An 18,095-nucleotide genomic window follows, 5' to 3' on the forward strand; every position below is an offset into this window, starting at 1 on the left:
CTGAGGATGTGTGCCGGTGCGCAGGGCATGCTGCTGATTGATAACGCAGTGATGCCGCAGCCAGCAGTTCAGGCGCCGCCCTGCTCGATCGAACGCGTCAATGCGGCCAACGCAGCGTTGCTGCTTGTCGGCGCGACGCCCGCGGCGACTTTGTGCAGCATCGCACGCAACGCTTCGGCAGCCTGCTCGAGCGTGCTCGCCGCTGGTGCACCGACGATGACATGGGAGCGCACCGCCGGCGTCGATACGCCGGCGTGCGCGCGGCGGCGCCAGGCGAGCCCGAGCGCATCGGCAACCAGCGCCACGTGGCCGAGGCCCAGCGCGCACGCGGCGGCACCGAGCCGGTAGGCGGCGTCGCCCGCCTGCAACGCTTCGCTCGGATCGGCTTTCTCCGGCTGGTCGGCCGCACGGGCGTGCTCAGTCAGCGCCGAAACCGACGCATCGGCCGTTTGCAGGAAATCTTCATACGCATGCGCGTTGACGGTTAACACGCCCAGCTCGCGCGTCAGCGTGCTGCGGGTCGCGCTGACCGCCTGCGCCTGCACGGCGCCAGCTTCCCAAAGCATTTCGGATGCCTGGGTGCCCGCGACGTGCCAATCGACCGTCAAACCATAGTCGTGCAGCACTTCGACCTGATCGGCGTCTTCCGCTGCAGCGCCGAACAGCGCGTAATCGCGCCACAGCAGCGCCAGCGTTGCGCGCACCAGCGAACGCGGCGCGCGCTCGATGCCGTGCGCATGATCGGCCAGGGTGAGGTTGCAGCGCGCATAGAAACGCCGCGCGTCGGCATCTCCGGTGGCGCGGCCGCTGACTCGCAGCGCCTTGGCGCAAGCTTTGGCGAGACGCCAGAAATCGTAGGGGTCCGGGCCGGCAAGTTCGGTAAAGACGGCGTCCAGCTCGTCGAGCGCCGCGTTCGTGAACGCCAGCGCAGCCCCACTGCTATCCGGCTGCGATCGCAACACCGGCAGCAGCGCGCGCTCGTAGCGCGCCCGCAAATGGGCGAGTTGATCCGCGGACTGGCTATGCAGCGACACCGGCGGCACCGGGCGCGCGCTCAACGCGAGATCTTCGAACGCGACGGTCGAACCCGGCGTGTGCTCCGACAGATGGGCACACAGCGCGTGATAGTGATGGAACAGCGTGGACGAGCAGGACAGTTCGCGCAGATTGTGGCGCTCGAGCGCCGCGCGGAAATCGTGCAATGCGGCGCCGAACACGCGCCGCGCGCTCTCCGCGTCAGCCGGATCGCCTTCGGCGAGAGGCGAGAGCCGCACCAGCGCGTCCGCGAAGCGCTGCGCGCTCAGCCAGCCGGCCTCGCGCAACGCATGTGACGCACGCAGCAGCGCCGTGGTGCTCTCTCTATGTTGTTCGAACGCCAGCAACGCCTCTGCCAGCGCCAGCTCCGCAGGTCGGACAGCGCCGCCGCGCGGATTGGGCAATGCATCGAAGGAATCGGGTGCAGCGGATCGAAGAGTCATGGGCAGGCGACAGGAAGCTGACGGGCCGCCGCTTCGGCGCTGCACGAGAGACTGATCGGCTAACGCGCGAACTGGCGACAGGACAATGACAGATTACCGCTGCGACACGGTGCAACCGGGGATGTTCCGCGCCACCGCGTTGGGGCTGCGCGCCGAGCGCATGGACCGCTTTCGATCCGGCCGACGCCGCCGGCAAAACGCCGCGCCGCAACCACACGGCATGGCAAGGCGCTCAGCTGGAGACCGCCGTTTACCCCTTGGACCTCAGATCTGGACCATCTCGAAGTCTTCCTTGCGCGCGCCGCATTCCGGGCAGGTCCAGTTAATGGGAACGTCCTCCCAGCGCGTGCCCGGCGCAATGCCTTCCTCCGGCAAACCGGCTTCTTCGTCGTAAATCCAGCCGCAAATCAGGCACATCCAGCTTTGATATTCCATTCTTGTGTCGCGTCGTAGAGTCCGTGGAAACGGGAGCCATGATGGTACCGTGTTGCCGCCCCAATGCCTAGCAAACAGAAACGTGCAATCGTAGTGTGCGGCGGCCTTTGGCTAGAGGGTTGCGTCGGTTTGGTTGGCGCTTACGCGTGGGGGCGCGCCAGGTTGCCGCTTACGTGCTGCCGGCTTGCGGCAACCTGCCGAAGAATGCGAAAAAACGCCCTCATGACAGTTTAGGCCGCATAATTGAGCCGATTGCGCACCCTCTGCGCCTAAATACAGCTCCTTTTTGTAAATCTTCATGCCCAGCGATACGCCTCCGATCGTCCTCACCTTCGGCCTTTCCGATCCCACCGGCGGCTCCGGCCTGCAAGCAGACCTGATGACCCTTGCCAGCATGGGCTGCCATGGCGTTTCCGTGCTCACGGGCTATACCGTGCGCGACTCGGCAAGCTGCGATGAAGTTACCGGGCTCGATCCTGAAGTGGTCGCAACCCAGGCCCGGATGCTGCTCGAAGACATGCCGATCGCCGCGTTCAAGGTCGGCGCATGCACGCGCGCGGAAGTAGTGAGCGCGATTGCCGAGGTGGTCGCCGATTACGACGACATCCCGCTGATCCTCGCCCCCGATTTCACGCTCGACGACGAACACGTGCTCGCCGCCGACGAACTGCGCGAAGCGATCGCCGACCTGCTGGCGCCGCAAACCACCTTGCTGGTCGCCGATTCGGCTACGCTGCTCGCGCTCGCCCAGCCAGACGGCGACGCCGAGGCACCAAGCCTCGACGCGGCAATCTCGCATCTGCTGTCGCAAGGCTGCGAATACATTCTGTCGACGGAAACCGGCACGCACCGGCTCGTTAATACGCTGTTCAGCGAAGACGGCCAACTGCGCCAGGATATGTGGGACCGTGGCGCCCATCGGATCATGGGCATTACCGACACACTCGGCGCCGCGATTGCCGCCTTGCTGGCTAACGGCCAGGAGCCGGCGGAAGCTGTGCGCGAGGCGCAGGAGTATCTGTATCAGGCGATGCGCAACGCGTTTCGGCCGGGCATGGGCGCCTATCTGCCGGACCGCTTTTTCTGGGCCCGCAGCAGCGACGACGACACGCCGCCTGCAACGGGCAAGGACGCGGCACCGGGCGAAGCACGGCATTGATTTGACGGCTCGGCTCGACGCGTCTGCTGCGCAAGCGGCAGGCGCCTGGAGAGCGTTTCCACTTCACCGGCGGCCCGACAGCCCCGGTAAAAAACCCGCATTTCTGCGGGTTTTTTGTTTTGAGAAACAGGCCTCCGGAAGGCTTGACCCGAACTCGCCTTTCTCCGTCTTAACCGATGTTCGACCTGGAAAGCTTCGCGCCTGCGGACACGCCCTGCCCCTGATCTCTCCCTCAGGCCTCGTCTCAGCACGCGGCCGGGCTCGACTTCCTCGCGAAACCGGAAGGACCCGCCACCCCTTTCATCACGCCAACATACGTTTGAACTTGTAATCAAACGTTACAGCATCGGCGTAATCGCCAAGCTAAACTTTACATTTCGTAAAACTGTCATATATCCCCATGCCTTCGCCGACTCGCATCCCCCTGCCCGTGGGCCCTTCGGACGGCGCTCGTGTCATGGTCGAAAATCGACACTTGCCCCTGCAAAACGCCGGAGTCCGGCAGCAGCGTTCACACTGCGTCTGAAAGCGAGCGGAAATCACAATGGGACAGTCTCACGCCTTCCTGAAACGTTTCCAAGGCTCAATTACCGCCCGCGACAGGATGGAAATATTCCGCCAGAAACCAGTCACGATCTGGCTGACCGGATTATCCGGGGCCGGCAAATCGACCATTGCTTTCGAACTCGAACAGCAACTCGTTTCACTAGGCCGCGCATGCTATGTACTCGATGGCGACAATATTCGCCACGGCTTGGCGCGCGACCTCTCCTTCGACCAGAAAGATCGCCGTGAAAATATTCGCCGGGTGGCGCACGTCGCCCAATTGATGAACGACGCAGGTCTCATCGTCATCACGGCACTTATTTCGCCAATGCGTGAAGACAGAGCGATGGCGCGCGAAATTATTGGCGCCGGTAACTTCATCGAGACTTATCTTTCCGCCTCGGTCGATACATGCGCCGATCGTGATCCGAAAGGTCTTTACGCCAAAGCCCGAGCCGGAGAAATCGCGTCGTTTACTGGCGTATCAGCAGCCTATGAAGCGCCGGCCGATCCTGAATTGAAAATAGACACCGCAGCGCTGACGCCGGCTGAAAGCGTGGCGAATATATTTACCTACTTGCGCGATAACCACCTCACGAATCTCGCTTGCGTGGAGCGCTCGTAATACCGGATCGCCTAACCGCTTGCCCCAGAACAAAAAACCCGCATTTCTGCGGGTTTTTTGTTCTGGGAAGTACGCCTCGCGACGCACCTCCCCATGTGTTTCCAACTGAGCCTCAAACGAGGCCAAGTGAGGCTCAATCGGAAATTACATGTCCATGCCCATGCCGCCCATGCCGCCGGGCATACCGCCGCCCATCGGAGCATCTTCCTTCGGCAGTTCGCAAACAGCTGCGTCGGTGGTCAACAGCAGGCCAGCGACCGAAGCTGCGTTTTGCAGCGCCGTGCGCGTCACCTTCGTCGGGTCCACGACACCTGCGTCAACCAGGTCGACGTACTCGCCGGTTGCAGCGTTGTAGCCGTAGTTGCCCGTACCAGCAGCAACAGCTGCCACCACGACGCTGGCTTCTTCGCCACCGTTCGTGACGATCTGACGCAGCGGCTCTTCCATCGCGCGCAGCACGATCTTGATACCTGCGTCCTGATCGGCGTTAGCGCCCTTCAGACCAGCGATTGCCGTACGTGCACGGATCAGTGCGACGCCGCCGCCAGCAACGATGCCTTCTTCCACAGCTGCGCGCGTTGCGTGCAGTGCGTCTTCGACACGTGCCTTCTTTTCCTTCATTTCGACTTCGGTCGCAGCACCGACCTTGATCACTGCAACACCGCCAGCCAGCTTGGCCACGCGTTCTTGCAGCTTTTCACGGTCGTAGTCCGACGTAGCTTCTTCGATTTGCGTGCGAACTTGCTTCACACGTGCTTCGATGGTTGCTGCTTCGCCAGCGCCGTCGATGATCGTCGTGTTTTCCTTGCCCACTTCGATGCGCTTCGCTTGACCCAGTTCAGCCAGCGTTGCCTTTTCGAGCGTCAGGCCGGTTTCTTCAGCGATGACTTGACCGCCGGTCAGGATCGCGATGTCTTCCAGCATGGCCTTACGACGATCGCCGAAGCCCGGAGCCTTGACAGCAACAGTCTTCAGGATGCCGCGGATGTTGTTCACAACCAGCGTAGCCAGCGCTTCGCCTTCGACGTCTTCTGCGATGATCAGCAGCGGACGGCCAGCCTTAGCGACTTGCTCGAGGACCGGGAGGAGGTCACGAATGTTCGAAACCTTCTTGTCGTGCAGCAGCACGAACGGGTTTTCGAGCACAGCAACTTGCTTGTCCGGGTTGTTGATGAAGTACGGCGACAGGTAGCCGCGGTCGAATTGCATACCTTCGACAACGTCCAGTTCGTCTTGCAACGACTTGCCGTCTTCAACGGTGATGACGCCTTCCTTGCCAACCTTGTCCATCGCTTCAGCGATACGGTCGCCGATCGACGAGTCGCTGTTTGCCGAGATCGAACCGACTTGAGCGATTTCCTTGTTGGTCGTGCACGGCTTGCTGATCTTGCGCAGTTCTTCGATCGCTGCGAACACAGCCTTGTCGATACCGCGCTTCAGGTCCATCGGGTTCATGCCCGATGCAACGTACTTCATGCCTTCGCGGACGATCGACTGAGCCAGAACCGTTGCGGTCGTGGTGCCGTCACCTGCGTTGTCGCTGGTCTTGGAAGCAACTTCCTTGACCATTTGTGCGCCCATGTTCTGGAGCTTGTCTTTCAGTTCGATCTCTTTCGCGACCGAAACACCATCCTTCGTGACCGTCGGGCCGCCGAAGCTGCGTTCCAGGACAACGTTGCGACCCTTCGGGCCCAGCGTGACCTTCACAGCGTTCGCGAGGATGTTCACGCCTTCAACCATCTTGGCACGGGCGGAATCACCGAATACGACGTCTTTAGCTGCCATCTTCTAACTCCTTGAATTCTTTGGGATATGACCGGGAAAAGTAGCGACTGGCGCTTACTTCTGCACCACGGCCATGATGTCTTCTTCGCGCATCACGAGCAGTTCGTTGCCGTCGACCTTGACGGTCTGGCCTGCATACTTGCCGAACAGGACGCGGTCACCAACTTTCACGTCGAGGGCGATTTGTGCGCCTTTGTCGTCACGCTTGCCCGGGCCGACTGCCAGAATTTCGCCTTGATCCGGCTTTTCTGCTGCGGCTTCGGGGATCACGATGCCCGACGCGGTCTTGGTTTCTTGATCCAGACGTTTGACGATCACGCGATCATGCAAAGGACGAAGGTTCATACATACTCCTCTCTTGATTGAGACTGAAGAACGCTGAGAAAACCCGGCTGGCTGAGCCAACCGGCGATGTTGTTAGCACTCTCGTGCAGCGAGTGCTAATTATATGGACGGGTGGTGACAAATTCAAGAAGGGATGTCGCTTTGACAGTTGACGATGTCGACATTCGCTCACGCCTGAACCTTGCACCGCAGCGAAAACTGAAGATGCCTGAAGGATCACCTTTAAATACAGCAGGTTATCCGTGCGCACTCGCCGCCATCAGGTTGCGCGCTGCGCGCTTCCGGACGGCTATTCCTCAGCTACGTACGCGAAATATGTGCGTAATCCCTGGACCAGGGAAATCCCTTGACCCGCCGGCAATCGAAATATCTCGCTCCAACTCGGACACGATGGCCGTTCGGCTAATGGAGTAGACCTGCAAATTGACTTGCATCCCGATCAAATACTGTATAAATTTACAGTACTGTGTTTACATACAGGACCGGTCATGAACCAGCTCATCCGCATCTTGAACGACGGTGATCGCGAAACGCTTGCGTGGTTGCGCAAGCATGTCGGAGACGTACGCGTGGCTGACGCGGCGCGACATCTGGGAGGCAACGGCAAACCCTATCTATCAGCGGTGTGCCGCTACCTCGGCGTACGTCCACCAACGCCTCATCAACATGTCCGGCCTGTTGAAGACTGCACGGTCGGCGACAACTATCTTGCCCAGATCCGCCAGTTATTGGCACAGCGAAACCAGGCGTTGTTGAAGCATCAGATTTGATGCTGCGAATTGCGGCGAGTCCTCAGGAAAATAACAGTATGAATAACGACTCCGCTCTTGATATGGATGTCCAAGACATCAATCCTGTCGCCCTCGAACGCGCACTTCGCAGCGCGTCGCTCGACCTCCAGCAGATCATTGCCACGGTCGCAGGTCGTCACCTCGACAGTGGCCGTCGCCGTTACTCAAGCAGCGCGCAATTGCCGACCTGGCGCACGCTGCTGACAATCGACGAACAGGTCTTTGAGAATCGGGGCTTCCAGGCGCGGCACAGCGAGGCAGTGCGCTCTACGTTTATCCGATTTGAGGACAGTCGTTTGTCCGGAATGGATTTCGACGAACCCGTCGACTGGCGACGTGACGACGACAACTTGCCAGCCGTGTACCTGCTCGTGCGCGCATTGGTACAGGCCGACGCTACCCATGCGGCCGCTCAGGACTAATGCGCCGATTCAACTTTGAACTCCCGATCTGCGCCCAGCCGCCATCGAAAAAATAAGGTTTCAATATCGCCGATCCAGAGTTCTGTCGAGCAAACAAAAAAGCCCGCATCACGCGGGCTTTCTTTAGTGCATCTATCGATTAGAACTTGTGGCGAATGCCAACAGTCACAGTAGCCTGCTTGTTGGAACCCGAGTCGCCGGTTGCCGAGCCGATAACAGCAACAGCGGCCGTACCCGACGAGTCTTGTGTTCCCGATGCGGTCGTGTAGCCAGCAAATGCGTAGACATCCGTACGCTTGCTAAGCGAGTAGTCCGCTGCAACAGCGAACTGGTTGTACTTTGCCGACGAATTGCCGCTCGACTTCATGTACACGTAGCCAATCTCGGTCTGCAGCGGCGCCGATACCTGCCACACTGCGTACACCGAACCCGTGTTGTACTTTTCCGTCTGCGTGAATGTCGAGCTGGCGTCTGCAGTGTATTCGGCATGGCTGAAGTAGCCGCCCAGGGTCACCGAGCCGAACACGTAGTTGCCGCCGATACGGGCATTGTTGATCGACGCCGCAGTGGAGTACGCCGCGTTGACCGATGTGTTGAACAGCGAATCCCACGTCGTCGTACCGCGGTTCGTGCCGTTGCCGTTGCTCAGGTGATAGTAACCTGCGGCCAGGTTGACCGGACCGTTGCTGTATGCAGCTGCGGCAGCGTAGCTCTGACCCGAGCCCGTCGCGCCGGCCACCCCACCCAGCGAGTACATGGTTTCGAACTGGAAGCCGGACCAGGTCGGCGACGTGTACTTGAGCGAGTTATTGACCCGCGCGCTGTTGTCGGCGTTGTCGATGTCGCCCGGCGAGATGAACACACCACCGAGGAAGCCGTCGCCCTGCACCGGCTGCACCAGATCAACCAGCGGATCGTATTGACGTCCGGCCGTGAGCGTACCCCACTTGTCGCTGCTCAGACCAACGAACGCCTGGCGACCGAACATGCGGCTACCCTGGCCGAGCTTGCCGTTCGTCGAATTAAAACCGTTCTCCACCTGGAAGATTGTTTTCAGGCCACCACCGAGGTCTTCTGAGCCTTTCAGGCCCCAGCGGCTACCCGACTCGTTACCCGACGACATGCTGATCGACTTGCTGCCGCCGTCGTTCGAAACGTAGGTCAGGCCGGTATCAATGATGCCGTACAGCGTGACGCTGTTTTGTGCGTGAGCTACGCCGGTTGCGCCAAGCATTACCAGCGAAAGAGTTGCCAGTGTGGTCTTCTTCATCTGCGTCCTTAAGTTTGTGTTGATGAGCCTGCGGAGCGCAGAATAACTGGCGGTAAAACGTGATTGAAAATAGTGTTGGGTAAACACGACCAAAAATTAGGAATGGGAACTTTCTGCATCTTTCCCTTTCCGCATCTTTCTCGCAGGCAAAAAAAAGCTATGCAACTTCGCATAGCTAAGGTCTGGACCTGCGTGGATTACAACAAAAGAAAAGTCATCCAGACGGCCGCAAATTTAATGTCCGAGTTCTGGGAAGTAAATAGCCGAAACGGGTAACTTCATTTCCAAAACTTCCCACCCTTCCCTCGCCCCTTCCGACCGCGAGCGAACCACTCGGCATTTACAAGCGGGTATAAGGTTGCGACAACGCCTTCGCCGATCTGATGAGGTCTTCCAGCATCATCGCCCGCTTCTCCGGATCCGTATCGCGGCTTGTCATGAAGCAGAGCGCTGCAACAGGGAGACCGGTGCGATCGCGTATGGGTGCCGCCATGCAGAGTCGAAAAGTATGGGACAGACCCTCGGTGCAACAGTAGCCCTGATCAGCGGCGCGTTGGACATCGCAAAGAAAGTCCTGAAATTCAACGCGTCTGCCGTTGTCGAGGATAAAGTCTTCGTCTGGGATCAAGCTGCGAATTTCCTCCGCCCGCATATGGGCGAGCAGCAGGCGGCCCGATGCGGTCCACGGAATCGGCACCTTCACGCCGATGTCGGAACTGATGTTGAATGGTCGCGAGCTGTTCTCCGATAGAACCACGGTGTACTTGTTGCCTTCGAGCATGCACAACTGCGCGGTTTCGTCGTGCGTTCGGACGAGCGCGAGGATCGCCTGGTGGGCGCGACTGATCAGGTCGTTATGGACGGCATAGTCGGAGCCGTAGTAATGCATCTCGCGGCCAAAAAACACGCTCCCGTCGACACTCGTCTCGAGCCATCCGGCTTCAGTCAGCATGGTGACTAATTCGTAGATGCTCGAGCGTGGCGCGCCGGTCGCTTCAATCAACTCGCGCATCGTCATCGGACGCCGCGCGATATGCAACTGCTTGAGAATGCCGATGACGCGGTCCACCCCCCTGGCCCTCGATGATTCCGATGCAGACATTCCTTCAACTCCGTCGGCGATAGTGATCGCAGTTTATCTTTTGTGTGACGCGAGTTTAGCGCGTAAAGGGCGACACCTTGCCATCACGCAGCACGAAGACGCCTGACGCCCTTCACGGGTGCTCAATGGTCGAGCACACGATGCAGGAACTGTCGCGTACGTTCGTTCTGCGGGTTCACGAAAATCTGCTCCGGGGCGCCCTGTTCCGCGATGACGCCTTTGTCCATAAACACGACGCGGTCGGCGGTCTTGCGCGCGAAGCCCATCTCGTGTGTGACGACGACCATGGTCATCCCGTCGCGCGCCAGTCCGCGCATGACTTCGGTCACTTCGCCGACGAGTTCCGGATCGAGAGCGGACGTGGCTTCGTCGAAGAACATGATGCCCGGCTCGACAGCCAACGCTCTTGCGATCGCGACCCGCTGCTGTTGGCCACCGGAGAGCTGACTGGGGTAGTGTTCGGCCCGGTCGGCAAGTCCCACGCGGTCGAGCGCATCCATCGCACGTTTGCGTGCGTCTGCGGCGCTCATCTTGCGTGCCTTGATCAGGGCAAGCGTCACATTACCCAGCGCACTCTTGTGCGGAAACAGATTGAATTGCTGGAACACCATGCCGACATGCCCCCGGATTTCCTTCGCCCGGCGTGCATCGTGCAGCGGCACTTCGTTGACCCAGACTTCGCCCGCATCGGCCGTCTCCAGACCGCTCATGATGCGTAGCACCGTGCTCTTTCCGGAGCCCGACGCCCCGATCAGCACGAGTACTTCGCCCGGCCGTACATCAAGGTTGATCTCCTTCAGGACCTGCGTAGCGCCGAACGACTTGCTGACGCCAGTGAGATTGATGATGGGCTTCGACGTAGTGACGCTGGTCATGACAGCAGGCTCCTTCTTCGGTCATGGTGCCGCACCCACTGCGACAGTGGAAAGCACACGATGAAATAAAGCACGGCAACGAGTCCATAGATTTCCACCGGTTTGCCCACCCGGTCGACGATAGCCTGACCACCATGCATCAGTTCCGACATACCGATCATGCTGACGATCGACGTGTCCTTGATAAGCGACAAATACTGGCCGACGAGCGGCGGAATCACGATCTTTCCGGTCTGCGGCAAGATCACGGAAAAGAACGCCTGGATCCTGCTAAGCCCGAGGATCTGCGACACCTCCCACTGGCCTTTCGGTACTGCTTCAATGCCTGAGCGGAACACCTCGGAAATATAGGCACCCTGATAGATGCTCAAGCCCACCACACCCGCTGCGAACACATCGATCGCGTAGCCGAAGTACGAAACGCCGAAGTAAATAAACATCAGCGTGATCAGCACCGGCGTACCGCGAAACAGCTCGGTATAGAGCCTGGCGATGCGCGGCGTACCCCACGGCCCGAATGAGCGTAATACCGCCGCCAGCAGTCCGATCAGCGTTCCACCAACGATCGACGCTGCGGACAGAAGCAGTGTTGCCAGCAGTCCCTGAAACAGGATCGCCAGGCTGGTCATTAACAATTCTTGCGACATGGCCGGTCTCCGGTTGGGTGCTCAGGTGCGATCGGCCTGTCGTGCGACAAGGAACCACCGGCGCGTGCGTTTCTTCATGACGAGCGGCGGATGAAAGACACGCACGCCGATCTGGCTCGCCACCCATGACAGCAGGTTGCTCAGGAACAGGTAGGCAATCAGGGTGATAGAGAAAGTCTGGATATAGAGCAGCGTGCGTGCGTTGATCACCGTCGCCGTTCCGCTCAACTCGGGTAGCGCGATCGCCGAAAGAAGCGACGTGCCGAGCAGTAACTGAATCAGGTTGTTGACGATCGCCGGATAGACGGCGCGCGCCGCCTGCGGCAGAACCACCTCGACGAAAATCTGCGAACGTTCCAGACCGAGAATCGAGGCCGCTTCAAGCTGACCGCGCGGTACCGACTGGATACCCGCACGAAACACTTCCGCCAGATATGCGCCGACATTCACCCCTAACGCGATCACGCCTGCCGTATACGCATTGAGGGTGATGCCAAGCGACGGCAACCCGAAGAACACGATGAAGATCTGCAGCAGGACCGGCGTATTGCGGATCGCTTCGATGTACGCCCGCGCGATCGCCCGCAGCAGCCCGACGCGCGATGCGCTCGCGAGAGCGGTGAGCAAGCCGAGCAGCATCGCGAGGAGGAAGGCCAGAAGCGTGATCTGGAGTGTCAACCACGCTGCGCGAACGAAATCGCTCCAATAACCCGCAAGGGTCACCCATTCATAGCTCATGGCTCCTCCGTCGGTCGAGCAGTGCGGCGCTAGTGGGGTTTCAGTACTGCGGATTCAGCGGAAAACGCGGCTCGGCGCCAAACCACTTCTTGTATAGCTGTGCGTTCTGCTTCGATGCGTTGATGTTGAACAGGAACAGGTTCAGGTAGTTGAGCCAGACCTGATCTCCGGACTTCACACCGAACGCGTTGTATTCGAGCGGAACCAGTGCTTCATTGGTGACAGTCAGCTCCGGATCGAGCGATGCCTGGTAAGCGAGAAAGTTGTTGTCCTCGATCATCGCGTCGGCCTGACCCTGCTTGACGGCGAGGATTGCAGCCTGCGAGCTGTCGAACTCCTGGATCTTGACCTGCATGTTCAGCGAGCGCACTTCGTCGCCATTCGTCGAGCCCTTGACGGTTGCAATCGTGCGGTTCGACATGTCATTGATGGATTTGATGCCGCTGCTCTTCTTGACCAGCAGCGCCTCACTCGCGACCACGTACGGATTCGTAAATGCGATTTCCTTCGCTCGCTCGAGGTTGCGGGTGAAATTGCAGAACACCACGTCAACCTTGCTGGTTTGCAGATTCGGAATGCGGTTCGCGCTCGTCGTGTTCACGACTTCGAGCTTGACGCCCATCTGCTTCGCCAGTTCTTTCGCCAGGTCGACGTCGTAACCATCGGGTTGGCCATCCTTGTTGTAGAAACCGAACGGCGCAAAGGTCAAGCAGTCGCCTACCCGCAGTGTGCCGCGTTGCAGCACCTGCTTCAGCGTCGAATCAACTGCGGCGCCTTGTTCTGGCGGGGCGACTTTCGTGCAGCCGGCGAGCATCAGCAGACCGGTTAAGGCGAACAAACAAGTGAACTTTGCGCTTTCCCTGACAAATTTCATTTTTCAGTCCCGATCTGGTGTGAGAAGTCCGTGCGTGGACGGAAGCGGCGCTTAGCAAGCCCTTCGCGGCATGCGCGCCAATGCTCGACTGTCTGGTATATCGGACTCATGTCCGACACAGCAGATGAAGCGCAGTGTTTCACGGGAAAAAAATAGTTGCAATGGGGTTTGCCCCGCCGCGACTGGGGTCCGGATCAGGAATGCAAAATTGCTTATCTGGCCGTGTCCCATGTCGTCTTGCGGTTGCAAGCGTGACTACGCGGACGGCGTCGGAAAACTGAAGTGGTATGTGAAAAACGGATAAGCGCCGGCTTAGCTGCCGCACGCATGAATCAGGAACTGCTGGAACGCCAACGCCGGCGCATCGAGCGTTGCACCCTTGCGCCACAACATCCCCGCGTCCATCTGCGGGATCGCATTGAGAATCGGCCGGGCATCGATCCGCTTGCCTTCCAGCGACCATGGCCGAAACACCATGTCCGAGAGGATCGTTACGCCAAAGCCATGCGCCACCAGTCCGCGCAACGCCTCCATTGAACTCGTGCGAAATGCGATGTTCGGCTCGACGCCGTTTTCTTTCCAGTAACGCAGCGTCGCTCGTTCGCTCTCGTCGACGGTAATGAGGATATACGGATACGCCGCAATGTCCGCGAGCGACGGCGAGTTCACCTGTGCCAGCGGATGCGTCGGCGCGGTCCACAACTGACGCCGTGAACGGATCAGCACGTGATGCTGAAACCGTTTGAGATGATCCACATTCGATAGCAACGCCACACCTAGATCGATGTCGCCATCGAGTATGGCCTGCTCGATCTCGGGACGATCGGCATCGCGCAGATCCAGCTCGACGTGTGGGTAAGTCGCACGAAACCGCCCCAACAGTTCCGGCAGGAAATAACCGAGCAAGGTGTACGAGGCAGCAATACGCACCGTGCCCTTAAGGTCGTGCGAACGAAACGGCGCCTTGTAGATCGCGTCGCGTACCGAATCGAGGATGTGACGCGCGTGATTGAGAAAGTCCTGCCCGTCCGGCGTCAGCGCGACACCTTGCGGAAGGCGTTCAAAGAGCCGGGTTCCCAGAGTCTCCTCCAGCGCAAGTACCGCATTGGTAATCGCGGATTGCGACACGTGTTCGGTCGCCGCCGCCATCGAAAACTGCCCGTTTTGCGCGGCCGCAACGAAGTAACGCATCTGCCGCAATGTGACGTCTTTTGACATGTGTTTTTCGCATAGCAGGGTTCGGTATTTGTGATTTTACGATGGGAATTCGGCTTCCTATACTCGCCAGGACAATAAAGCTTCCGGAGACGCCGCCCCATGAACGCCCCCCTATCGCCCCCGCTGCACGACGCCCTCGCCACCGTTTCACTCGACGACAAATACACGCTTGAGAAAGGCCGCGTTTACATGAGCGGTACCCAGGCGCTGGTCCGCTTGCCGATGCTGCAGAAAGAGCGGGATCGTCGCGCGGGACTGAACACGGCGGGTTATGTATCGGGCTATCGCGGCTCTCCGCTCGGCGCATTCGACCAGGCACTGTGGAAAGCGAAAAAGCATCTGAAGGAACACGACGTCGTGTTCCAGCCAGGGGTTAACGAGGATCTCGCCGCCACCGCGGTGTGGGGAACACAGCAACTCAATCTGTGGCCCGACGCGAAAGTCGATGGCGTATTCGGCATGTGGTACGGCAAGGGACCGGGCGTCGATCGCACCGGCGACGTCTTCAAGCACGCCAACTCGGCAGGCACCGATCCGCATGGCGGCGTGCTGGTGCTGGCGGGCGACGACCACGCGGCGAAGTCGTCGACCGTTGCGCACCAGTCCGAGCACATGTTCGTCGCGAGCGGCATTCCGGTGCTCTATCCGGCGAGCGTGCAGGAGTATCTCGACTATGGCCTGCACGGCTGGGCCATGAGCCGCTATTCCGGTCTGTGGGTTGCGATGAAATGCGTGACGGACGTCGTCGAAGCCAGCGCGTCGATCGACATCGATCCGGACCGTTTGCAGATCGTGTTGCCGGATGACTTCGACATGCCCGAAGGCGGCTTGAACATCCGCTGGCCCGATCCGCCGCTCGCACAGGAAGCGCGTCTGCTCAACCACAAGTGGTATGCAGCGCTCGCCTATGTGCGCGCGAACAAACTGAATCGCGTGGTGATCGATAGCCCGACGCCGCGTCTGGGCATCATGACCGCGGGCAAAGCGTACCTCGACGTGCGTCAGGCGCTGGCGGACCTGTCGCTCGACGACGACACCTGCGCACGGATCGGCATTCGTGTGCTCAAGGTCGGTTGCGTGTGGCCGCTCGATGCGCAGAACGCACGCGACTTTGCTACAGGACTCGACGAGATTCTGGTGGTCGAAGAGAAACGCCAGATCCTCGAATACGCGCTGAAGGAAGAGCTTTACAACTGGCGCGATGACGTGCGCCCGAAAGTATTCGGCAAGTTCGATCAACGCGACGACGCAGGCGGCGAGTGGTCGGTCCCGCGCGGCCAGGCGCTGTTGCCGATGCAATACGAACTGTCGCCGGCGCTGATCGCAAAGGCGATCGCGCGGCGTCTTGCGAAAGCCGATTTGCCTGCGGACGTACGCGCCCGCATCGAAGCACGCATCGCCATCATCGAAGCGAAGGAACGCGACGCAGCCACGCCGCGCACCGTCACCGAACGGCAGCCGTGGTTCTGCTCGGGTTGCCCGCACAATACGTCGACGCGCGTCCCCGAAGGCTCACGTGCGCTGGCCGGCATCGGCTGCCATTACATGACCATCTGGATGGACCGCAACACGGAGACCTTCAGCCAGATGGGCGGCGAAGGGGTGGCGTGGACGGGCCAGATGCATTTCACCAACGAACGTCACGTGTTCGCGAACCTGGGCGACGGTACTTACTTTCACTCGGGTTTGCTGGCAATCCGCGCCTCGATCGCGGCCGGTGCGAATATCACCTACAAGATTCTCTATAACGATGCGGTCGCGATGACCGGCGGCCAGCCGATCGACGGCGTGCTGACCGTGCCGCAGATCGCGTTCCAGGTGACGACCGAAGGTGCGAAGCAGGTGCTCGTCGTCACCGACCAACCCGAAAAATACGCTACGGGCGTGCGCTTGCCGGAAGGCGTGAAGGTGTATCACCGCGACGAGCTCGATCGTCTGCAACGCGAGTTGCGCGAGGTCGCGGGCACCACGATCCTGATCTACGACCAGACCTGCGCGACCGAAAAGCGCCGGCGCCGTAAGCGCGGCACCTACCCGGATCCGGCCAAGCGGGCGTTCATTAACGACGCCGTCTGCGAAGGCTGTGGCGATTGCTCGGTGAAATCGAATTGCCTGTCTGTCGAGCCACTGCAAACGCCGCAAGGCACCAAGCGCAAGATCAATCAGTCGTCGTGCAACAAAGACTTCTCATGCGTGAACGGCTTTTGCCCGAGCTTCGTCACCGCTGAAGGCGCGCAGTTGAAGAAGCCGGCGAAGGCAGATCGTGGCTCCGCGCTTCCCGACTTCACCGCGCTACCGCGCCCGGCGATCGCCGGCCTTGCCAAACCCTATGGCGTGCTCGTCACGGGTGTCGGTGGTACCGGTGTCGTGACGATCGGCGGCCTGCTCGGCATGGCCGCGCATCTCGAGAACAAAGGCGTGAGCGTGCTCGACATGGCGGGCCTCGCGCAAAAAGGCGGCGCTGTACTGAGCCACGTGCAGATCGCAGCCACGCCGGACGAGTTGCACGCAACCCGTATCGCGACCGGCGAAGCGCGCCTTGTTCTAGGCTGCGACGCGATCGTATCGGCGTCCGCCGAAGTGCTGGCACGCACGCAACGCGGTGTCACCAAGGCCGCGATCAACAGCGGCGCAACGCCGACCGCGCAATTCGTGCGCGATCCGCAGTGGGCCTTTCCCGGCGACCAGATCCAGGGCGACTTGCGCGACAGCATCGGCGAGGACTGCGACTTCATCGACGCCAATCGCCTCGCGCTCGCATTGCTTGGCGACACGCTATACGCCAATCCGCTACTGCTAGGTTTCGCATGGCAACGCGGCTGGCTGCCGGTCAGCTACGAAAGCCTCGACCGTGCCATCGAACTGAACGGCGTGGCGGTCGACAAGAATCGCCTCGCGTTCGAATGGGGCCGCTTTGTCGCACAGAACGGCGAAGCAGCGGCCGATGCATTCGCGCCGCGCGCCAATCAGCAACAGGCAATCGTTGTGCAGATGCCGGAGTCGCTTGAGCGGCTCATCGAGCGCAACGTCGAACTGCTGGGCCTCTATCAGAATGAGCAGTATGCCGCGCGCTATCGAGCGGTAATCGAACAGATGCGAGCCAAAGAAACCGCGCTCGCCGCGGGCTCGAAGCTACGCCTCACACCGGTGGTGGCGCGCAATCTGGCCAAGCTGATGACCTACAAGGACGAATATGAGGTTGCACGTCTCTATGCCGACCCGGCGTACTTCGACAAACTGCGTGCACAGTTCGAAGGCGAACCCGGCCGCGACTACAAGCTCGGCTTTTACCTCGCACCGCCCCTGCTGGCGAAACGCGACGAACACGGTCACCTGAAAAAGCAACGCTTCGGGCAATGGACCCTTCCGATGTTCCGCGTGCTCGCGAAGCTCAAATTCCTGCGCGGCGGTGCGTTCGACGTGTTCGGCAAGACCGCCGAGCGGCGCGGTGAACGCGCCCTGATCGACCAGTACATCGCGTTGATCGACGAGTTCTGCAGCACGCTGGACAACAGCCGTCTGGACGTCGCGATGCGGCTTGCCAATCTCCCTGACGAGATTCGCGGTTTCGGTCACGTCAAGGAGCGCAACGTCCTGGCCGCGGCGACGAAACGCGACAAATGGCTGGCGGAATATCGCAACGCAACTGACCAGGCGGATTTCCAACCGGTGAGAAAAGCGATCTGACAATCTGGTCTTTCAGTCAGCGTGGCGGCACGCGGCGTCCAGGTAATTCCCCTGGCTTTTCGCCGCGTTTGCCGCCCTTTCACGCTGGAGTGTCGTGA

The 18,095-nt window shown here is 60.1% G+C and carries 16 protein-coding genes; 5 read left to right on the forward strand and 11 right to left on the reverse strand.

The features are described from left to right. Window positions 1–68 precede the first annotated feature (68 nt). Both M0D66_RS25810 and M0D66_RS25815 read right to left on the reverse strand, forming a co-directional pair. The gene (locus M0D66_RS25810) at window positions 69–1,478 is read right to left on the reverse strand and encodes a hypothetical protein (protein WP_266211926.1); all 1,410 of its coding nucleotides are present in this window, start codon (window positions 1,476–1,478) and stop codon (window positions 69–71) included. Between the two features lie 264 nt (window positions 1,479–1,742). Next, complete coding sequence (locus M0D66_RS25815) at window positions 1,743–1,913, reverse strand: rubredoxin (RefSeq protein ID WP_007178992.1); 171 nt, start codon at window positions 1,911–1,913, stop codon at window positions 1,743–1,745. A 298-nt stretch (window positions 1,914–2,211) separates the two neighbouring features. Here M0D66_RS25815 and M0D66_RS25820 point away from each other — a divergent pair, with 298 nt between their 5' ends. Together M0D66_RS25820 and cysC are read left to right on the forward strand one after the other, a co-directional pair. Further along, window positions 2,212–3,072 (forward strand): hydroxymethylpyrimidine/phosphomethylpyrimidine kinase, encoded by an 861-nt coding sequence (locus M0D66_RS25820; RefSeq protein ID WP_054041676.1) that lies wholly within the window; start codon window positions 2,212–2,214, stop codon window positions 3,070–3,072. Window positions 3,073–3,616: 544 nt separating this feature from the next. Continuing rightward, entirely contained in the window at window positions 3,617–4,243 is a 627-nt protein-coding gene (gene cysC, locus M0D66_RS25825; protein WP_200566652.1) for an adenylyl-sulfate kinase, read from the forward strand. 144 nt (window positions 4,244–4,387) lie between these two features. Here cysC and groL read toward each other — a convergent pair whose 3' ends face one another. Both groL and groES read right to left on the reverse strand, forming a co-directional pair. Continuing rightward, window positions 4,388–6,028, reverse strand: a complete 1,641-nt coding sequence (groL, locus tag M0D66_RS25830) for a chaperonin GroEL (RefSeq protein WP_054041672.1) — start codon at window positions 6,026–6,028, stop codon at window positions 4,388–4,390. 54 nt (window positions 6,029–6,082) lie between these two features. Beyond that, a complete protein-coding gene (gene groES / locus M0D66_RS25835) occupies window positions 6,083–6,373 on the reverse strand; it encodes a co-chaperone GroES (protein ID WP_007178996.1) in 291 nt (96 codons plus the stop codon). Window positions 6,374–6,861: 488 nt separating this feature from the next. On the opposite strand from groES, the gene M0D66_RS25840 reads away from it, so the two are divergent. Together M0D66_RS25840 and M0D66_RS25845 are read left to right on the forward strand one after the other, a co-directional pair. Continuing rightward, window positions 6,862–7,143 (forward strand): hypothetical protein, encoded by a 282-nt coding sequence (locus M0D66_RS25840; RefSeq protein WP_266211934.1) that lies wholly within the window; start codon window positions 6,862–6,864, stop codon window positions 7,141–7,143. Window positions 7,144–7,181: 38 nt separating this feature from the next. Further along, the gene (locus tag M0D66_RS25845; RefSeq protein WP_256456098.1) at window positions 7,182–7,586 is read left to right on the forward strand and encodes a DUF2471 domain-containing protein; all 405 of its coding nucleotides are present in this window, start codon (window positions 7,182–7,184) and stop codon (window positions 7,584–7,586) included. A 139-nt stretch (window positions 7,587–7,725) separates the two neighbouring features. On the opposite strand, the gene M0D66_RS25850 is transcribed toward M0D66_RS25845, so the two are convergent. The 7 genes from M0D66_RS25850 to M0D66_RS25880 all read right to left on the reverse strand — a co-directional run bounded on the left by M0D66_RS25850 (window position 7,726) and on the right by M0D66_RS25880 (window position 14,310). Next, window positions 7,726–8,856 carry a porin gene (locus M0D66_RS25850; protein ID WP_093636465.1) on the reverse strand — a complete coding sequence of 377 codons (1,131 nt, stop codon included), beginning with the start codon at window positions 8,854–8,856 and terminating at the stop codon, window positions 7,726–7,728. A 340-nt stretch (window positions 8,857–9,196) separates the two neighbouring features. Next, window positions 9,197–9,958: an IclR family transcriptional regulator gene (locus M0D66_RS25855; protein ID WP_200622035.1), complete on the reverse strand. Its 762-nt coding sequence runs from the start codon at window positions 9,956–9,958 to the stop codon at window positions 9,197–9,199. A gap of 122 nt (window positions 9,959–10,080) precedes the next feature. Next, window positions 10,081–10,833: an amino acid ABC transporter ATP-binding protein gene (locus tag M0D66_RS25860; RefSeq protein ID WP_093636471.1), complete on the reverse strand. Its 753-nt coding sequence runs from the start codon at window positions 10,831–10,833 to the stop codon at window positions 10,081–10,083. Then, window positions 10,830–11,480 carry an amino acid ABC transporter permease gene (locus M0D66_RS25865; protein WP_266211935.1) on the reverse strand — a complete coding sequence of 217 codons (651 nt, stop codon included), beginning with the start codon at window positions 11,478–11,480 and terminating at the stop codon, window positions 10,830–10,832. Before M0D66_RS25865 ends, M0D66_RS25860 begins: the two co-directional genes overlap by 4 nt. 21 nt (window positions 11,481–11,501) lie before the next feature. Beyond that, window positions 11,502–12,218 carry an amino acid ABC transporter permease gene (locus tag M0D66_RS25870; RefSeq protein ID WP_200652341.1) on the reverse strand — a complete coding sequence of 239 codons (717 nt, stop codon included), beginning with the start codon at window positions 12,216–12,218 and terminating at the stop codon, window positions 11,502–11,504. Between the two features lie 40 nt (window positions 12,219–12,258). Beyond that, window positions 12,259–13,092, reverse strand: coding sequence for a transporter substrate-binding domain-containing protein (locus M0D66_RS25875; protein ID WP_200652340.1), 834 nt, complete (start codon window positions 13,090–13,092; stop codon window positions 12,259–12,261). Between the two features lie 312 nt (window positions 13,093–13,404). After that, complete coding sequence (locus M0D66_RS25880) at window positions 13,405–14,310, reverse strand: LysR family transcriptional regulator (RefSeq protein ID WP_093636484.1); 906 nt, start codon at window positions 14,308–14,310, stop codon at window positions 13,405–13,407. 99 nt (window positions 14,311–14,409) lie between these two features. Between M0D66_RS25880 and M0D66_RS25885 the strand changes: the two genes are divergently transcribed. Beyond that, a complete protein-coding gene (locus M0D66_RS25885; protein ID WP_266211936.1) occupies window positions 14,410–17,997 on the forward strand; it encodes an indolepyruvate ferredoxin oxidoreductase family protein in 3,588 nt (1,195 codons plus the stop codon). Window positions 17,998–18,095: the final 98 nt, after the last annotated feature.

This window comes from Paraburkholderia sp. SECH2 (assembly GCF_030464795.1).
In the GTDB taxonomy this organism is placed as follows: Bacteria; Pseudomonadota; Gammaproteobacteria; order Burkholderiales; family Burkholderiaceae; genus Paraburkholderia; species Paraburkholderia aspalathi.

Coding starts and splice junctions, on each gene's coding strand:
- cysC (WP_200566652.1), top strand. CDS start 3,617: ATGGGACAGTCTCACGCCTTCCTGAAACGTTTCCAAGGCTCAATTACC.
- groES (WP_007178996.1), bottom strand. CDS start 6,373: ATGAACCTTCGTCCTTTGCATGATCGCGTGATCGTCAAACGTCTGGAT.
- M0D66_RS25845 (WP_256456098.1), top strand. CDS start 7,182: ATGAATAACGACTCCGCTCTTGATATGGATGTCCAAGACATCAATCCT.
- M0D66_RS25880 (WP_093636484.1), bottom strand. CDS start 14,310: ATGTCAAAAGACGTCACATTGCGGCAGATGCGTTACTTCGTTGCGGCC.
- groL (WP_054041672.1), bottom strand. CDS start 6,028: ATGGCAGCTAAAGACGTCGTATTCGGTGATTCCGCCCGTGCCAAGATG.
- M0D66_RS25860 (WP_093636471.1), bottom strand. CDS start 10,833: ATGACCAGCGTCACTACGTCGAAGCCCATCATCAATCTCACTGGCGTC.
- M0D66_RS25870 (WP_200652341.1), bottom strand. CDS start 12,218: ATGAGCTATGAATGGGTGACCCTTGCGGGTTATTGGAGCGATTTCGTT.
- M0D66_RS25815 (WP_007178992.1), bottom strand. CDS start 1,913: ATGGAATATCAAAGCTGGATGTGCCTGATTTGCGGCTGGATTTACGAC.
- M0D66_RS25875 (WP_200652340.1), bottom strand. CDS start 13,092: ATGAAATTTGTCAGGGAAAGCGCAAAGTTCACTTGTTTGTTCGCCTTA.
- M0D66_RS25865 (WP_266211935.1), bottom strand. CDS start 11,480: ATGTCGCAAGAATTGTTAATGACCAGCCTGGCGATCCTGTTTCAGGGA.
- M0D66_RS25885 (WP_266211936.1), top strand. CDS start 14,410: ATGAACGCCCCCCTATCGCCCCCGCTGCACGACGCCCTCGCCACCGTT.
- M0D66_RS25855 (WP_200622035.1), bottom strand. CDS start 9,958: ATGTCTGCATCGGAATCATCGAGGGCCAGGGGGGTGGACCGCGTCATC.
- M0D66_RS25820 (WP_054041676.1), top strand. CDS start 2,212: ATGCCCAGCGATACGCCTCCGATCGTCCTCACCTTCGGCCTTTCCGAT.
- M0D66_RS25840 (WP_266211934.1), top strand. CDS start 6,862: ATGAACCAGCTCATCCGCATCTTGAACGACGGTGATCGCGAAACGCTT.
- M0D66_RS25810 (WP_266211926.1), bottom strand. CDS start 1,478: ATGACTCTTCGATCCGCTGCACCCGATTCCTTCGATGCATTGCCCAAT.
- M0D66_RS25850 (WP_093636465.1), bottom strand. CDS start 8,856: ATGAAGAAGACCACACTGGCAACTCTTTCGCTGGTAATGCTTGGCGCA.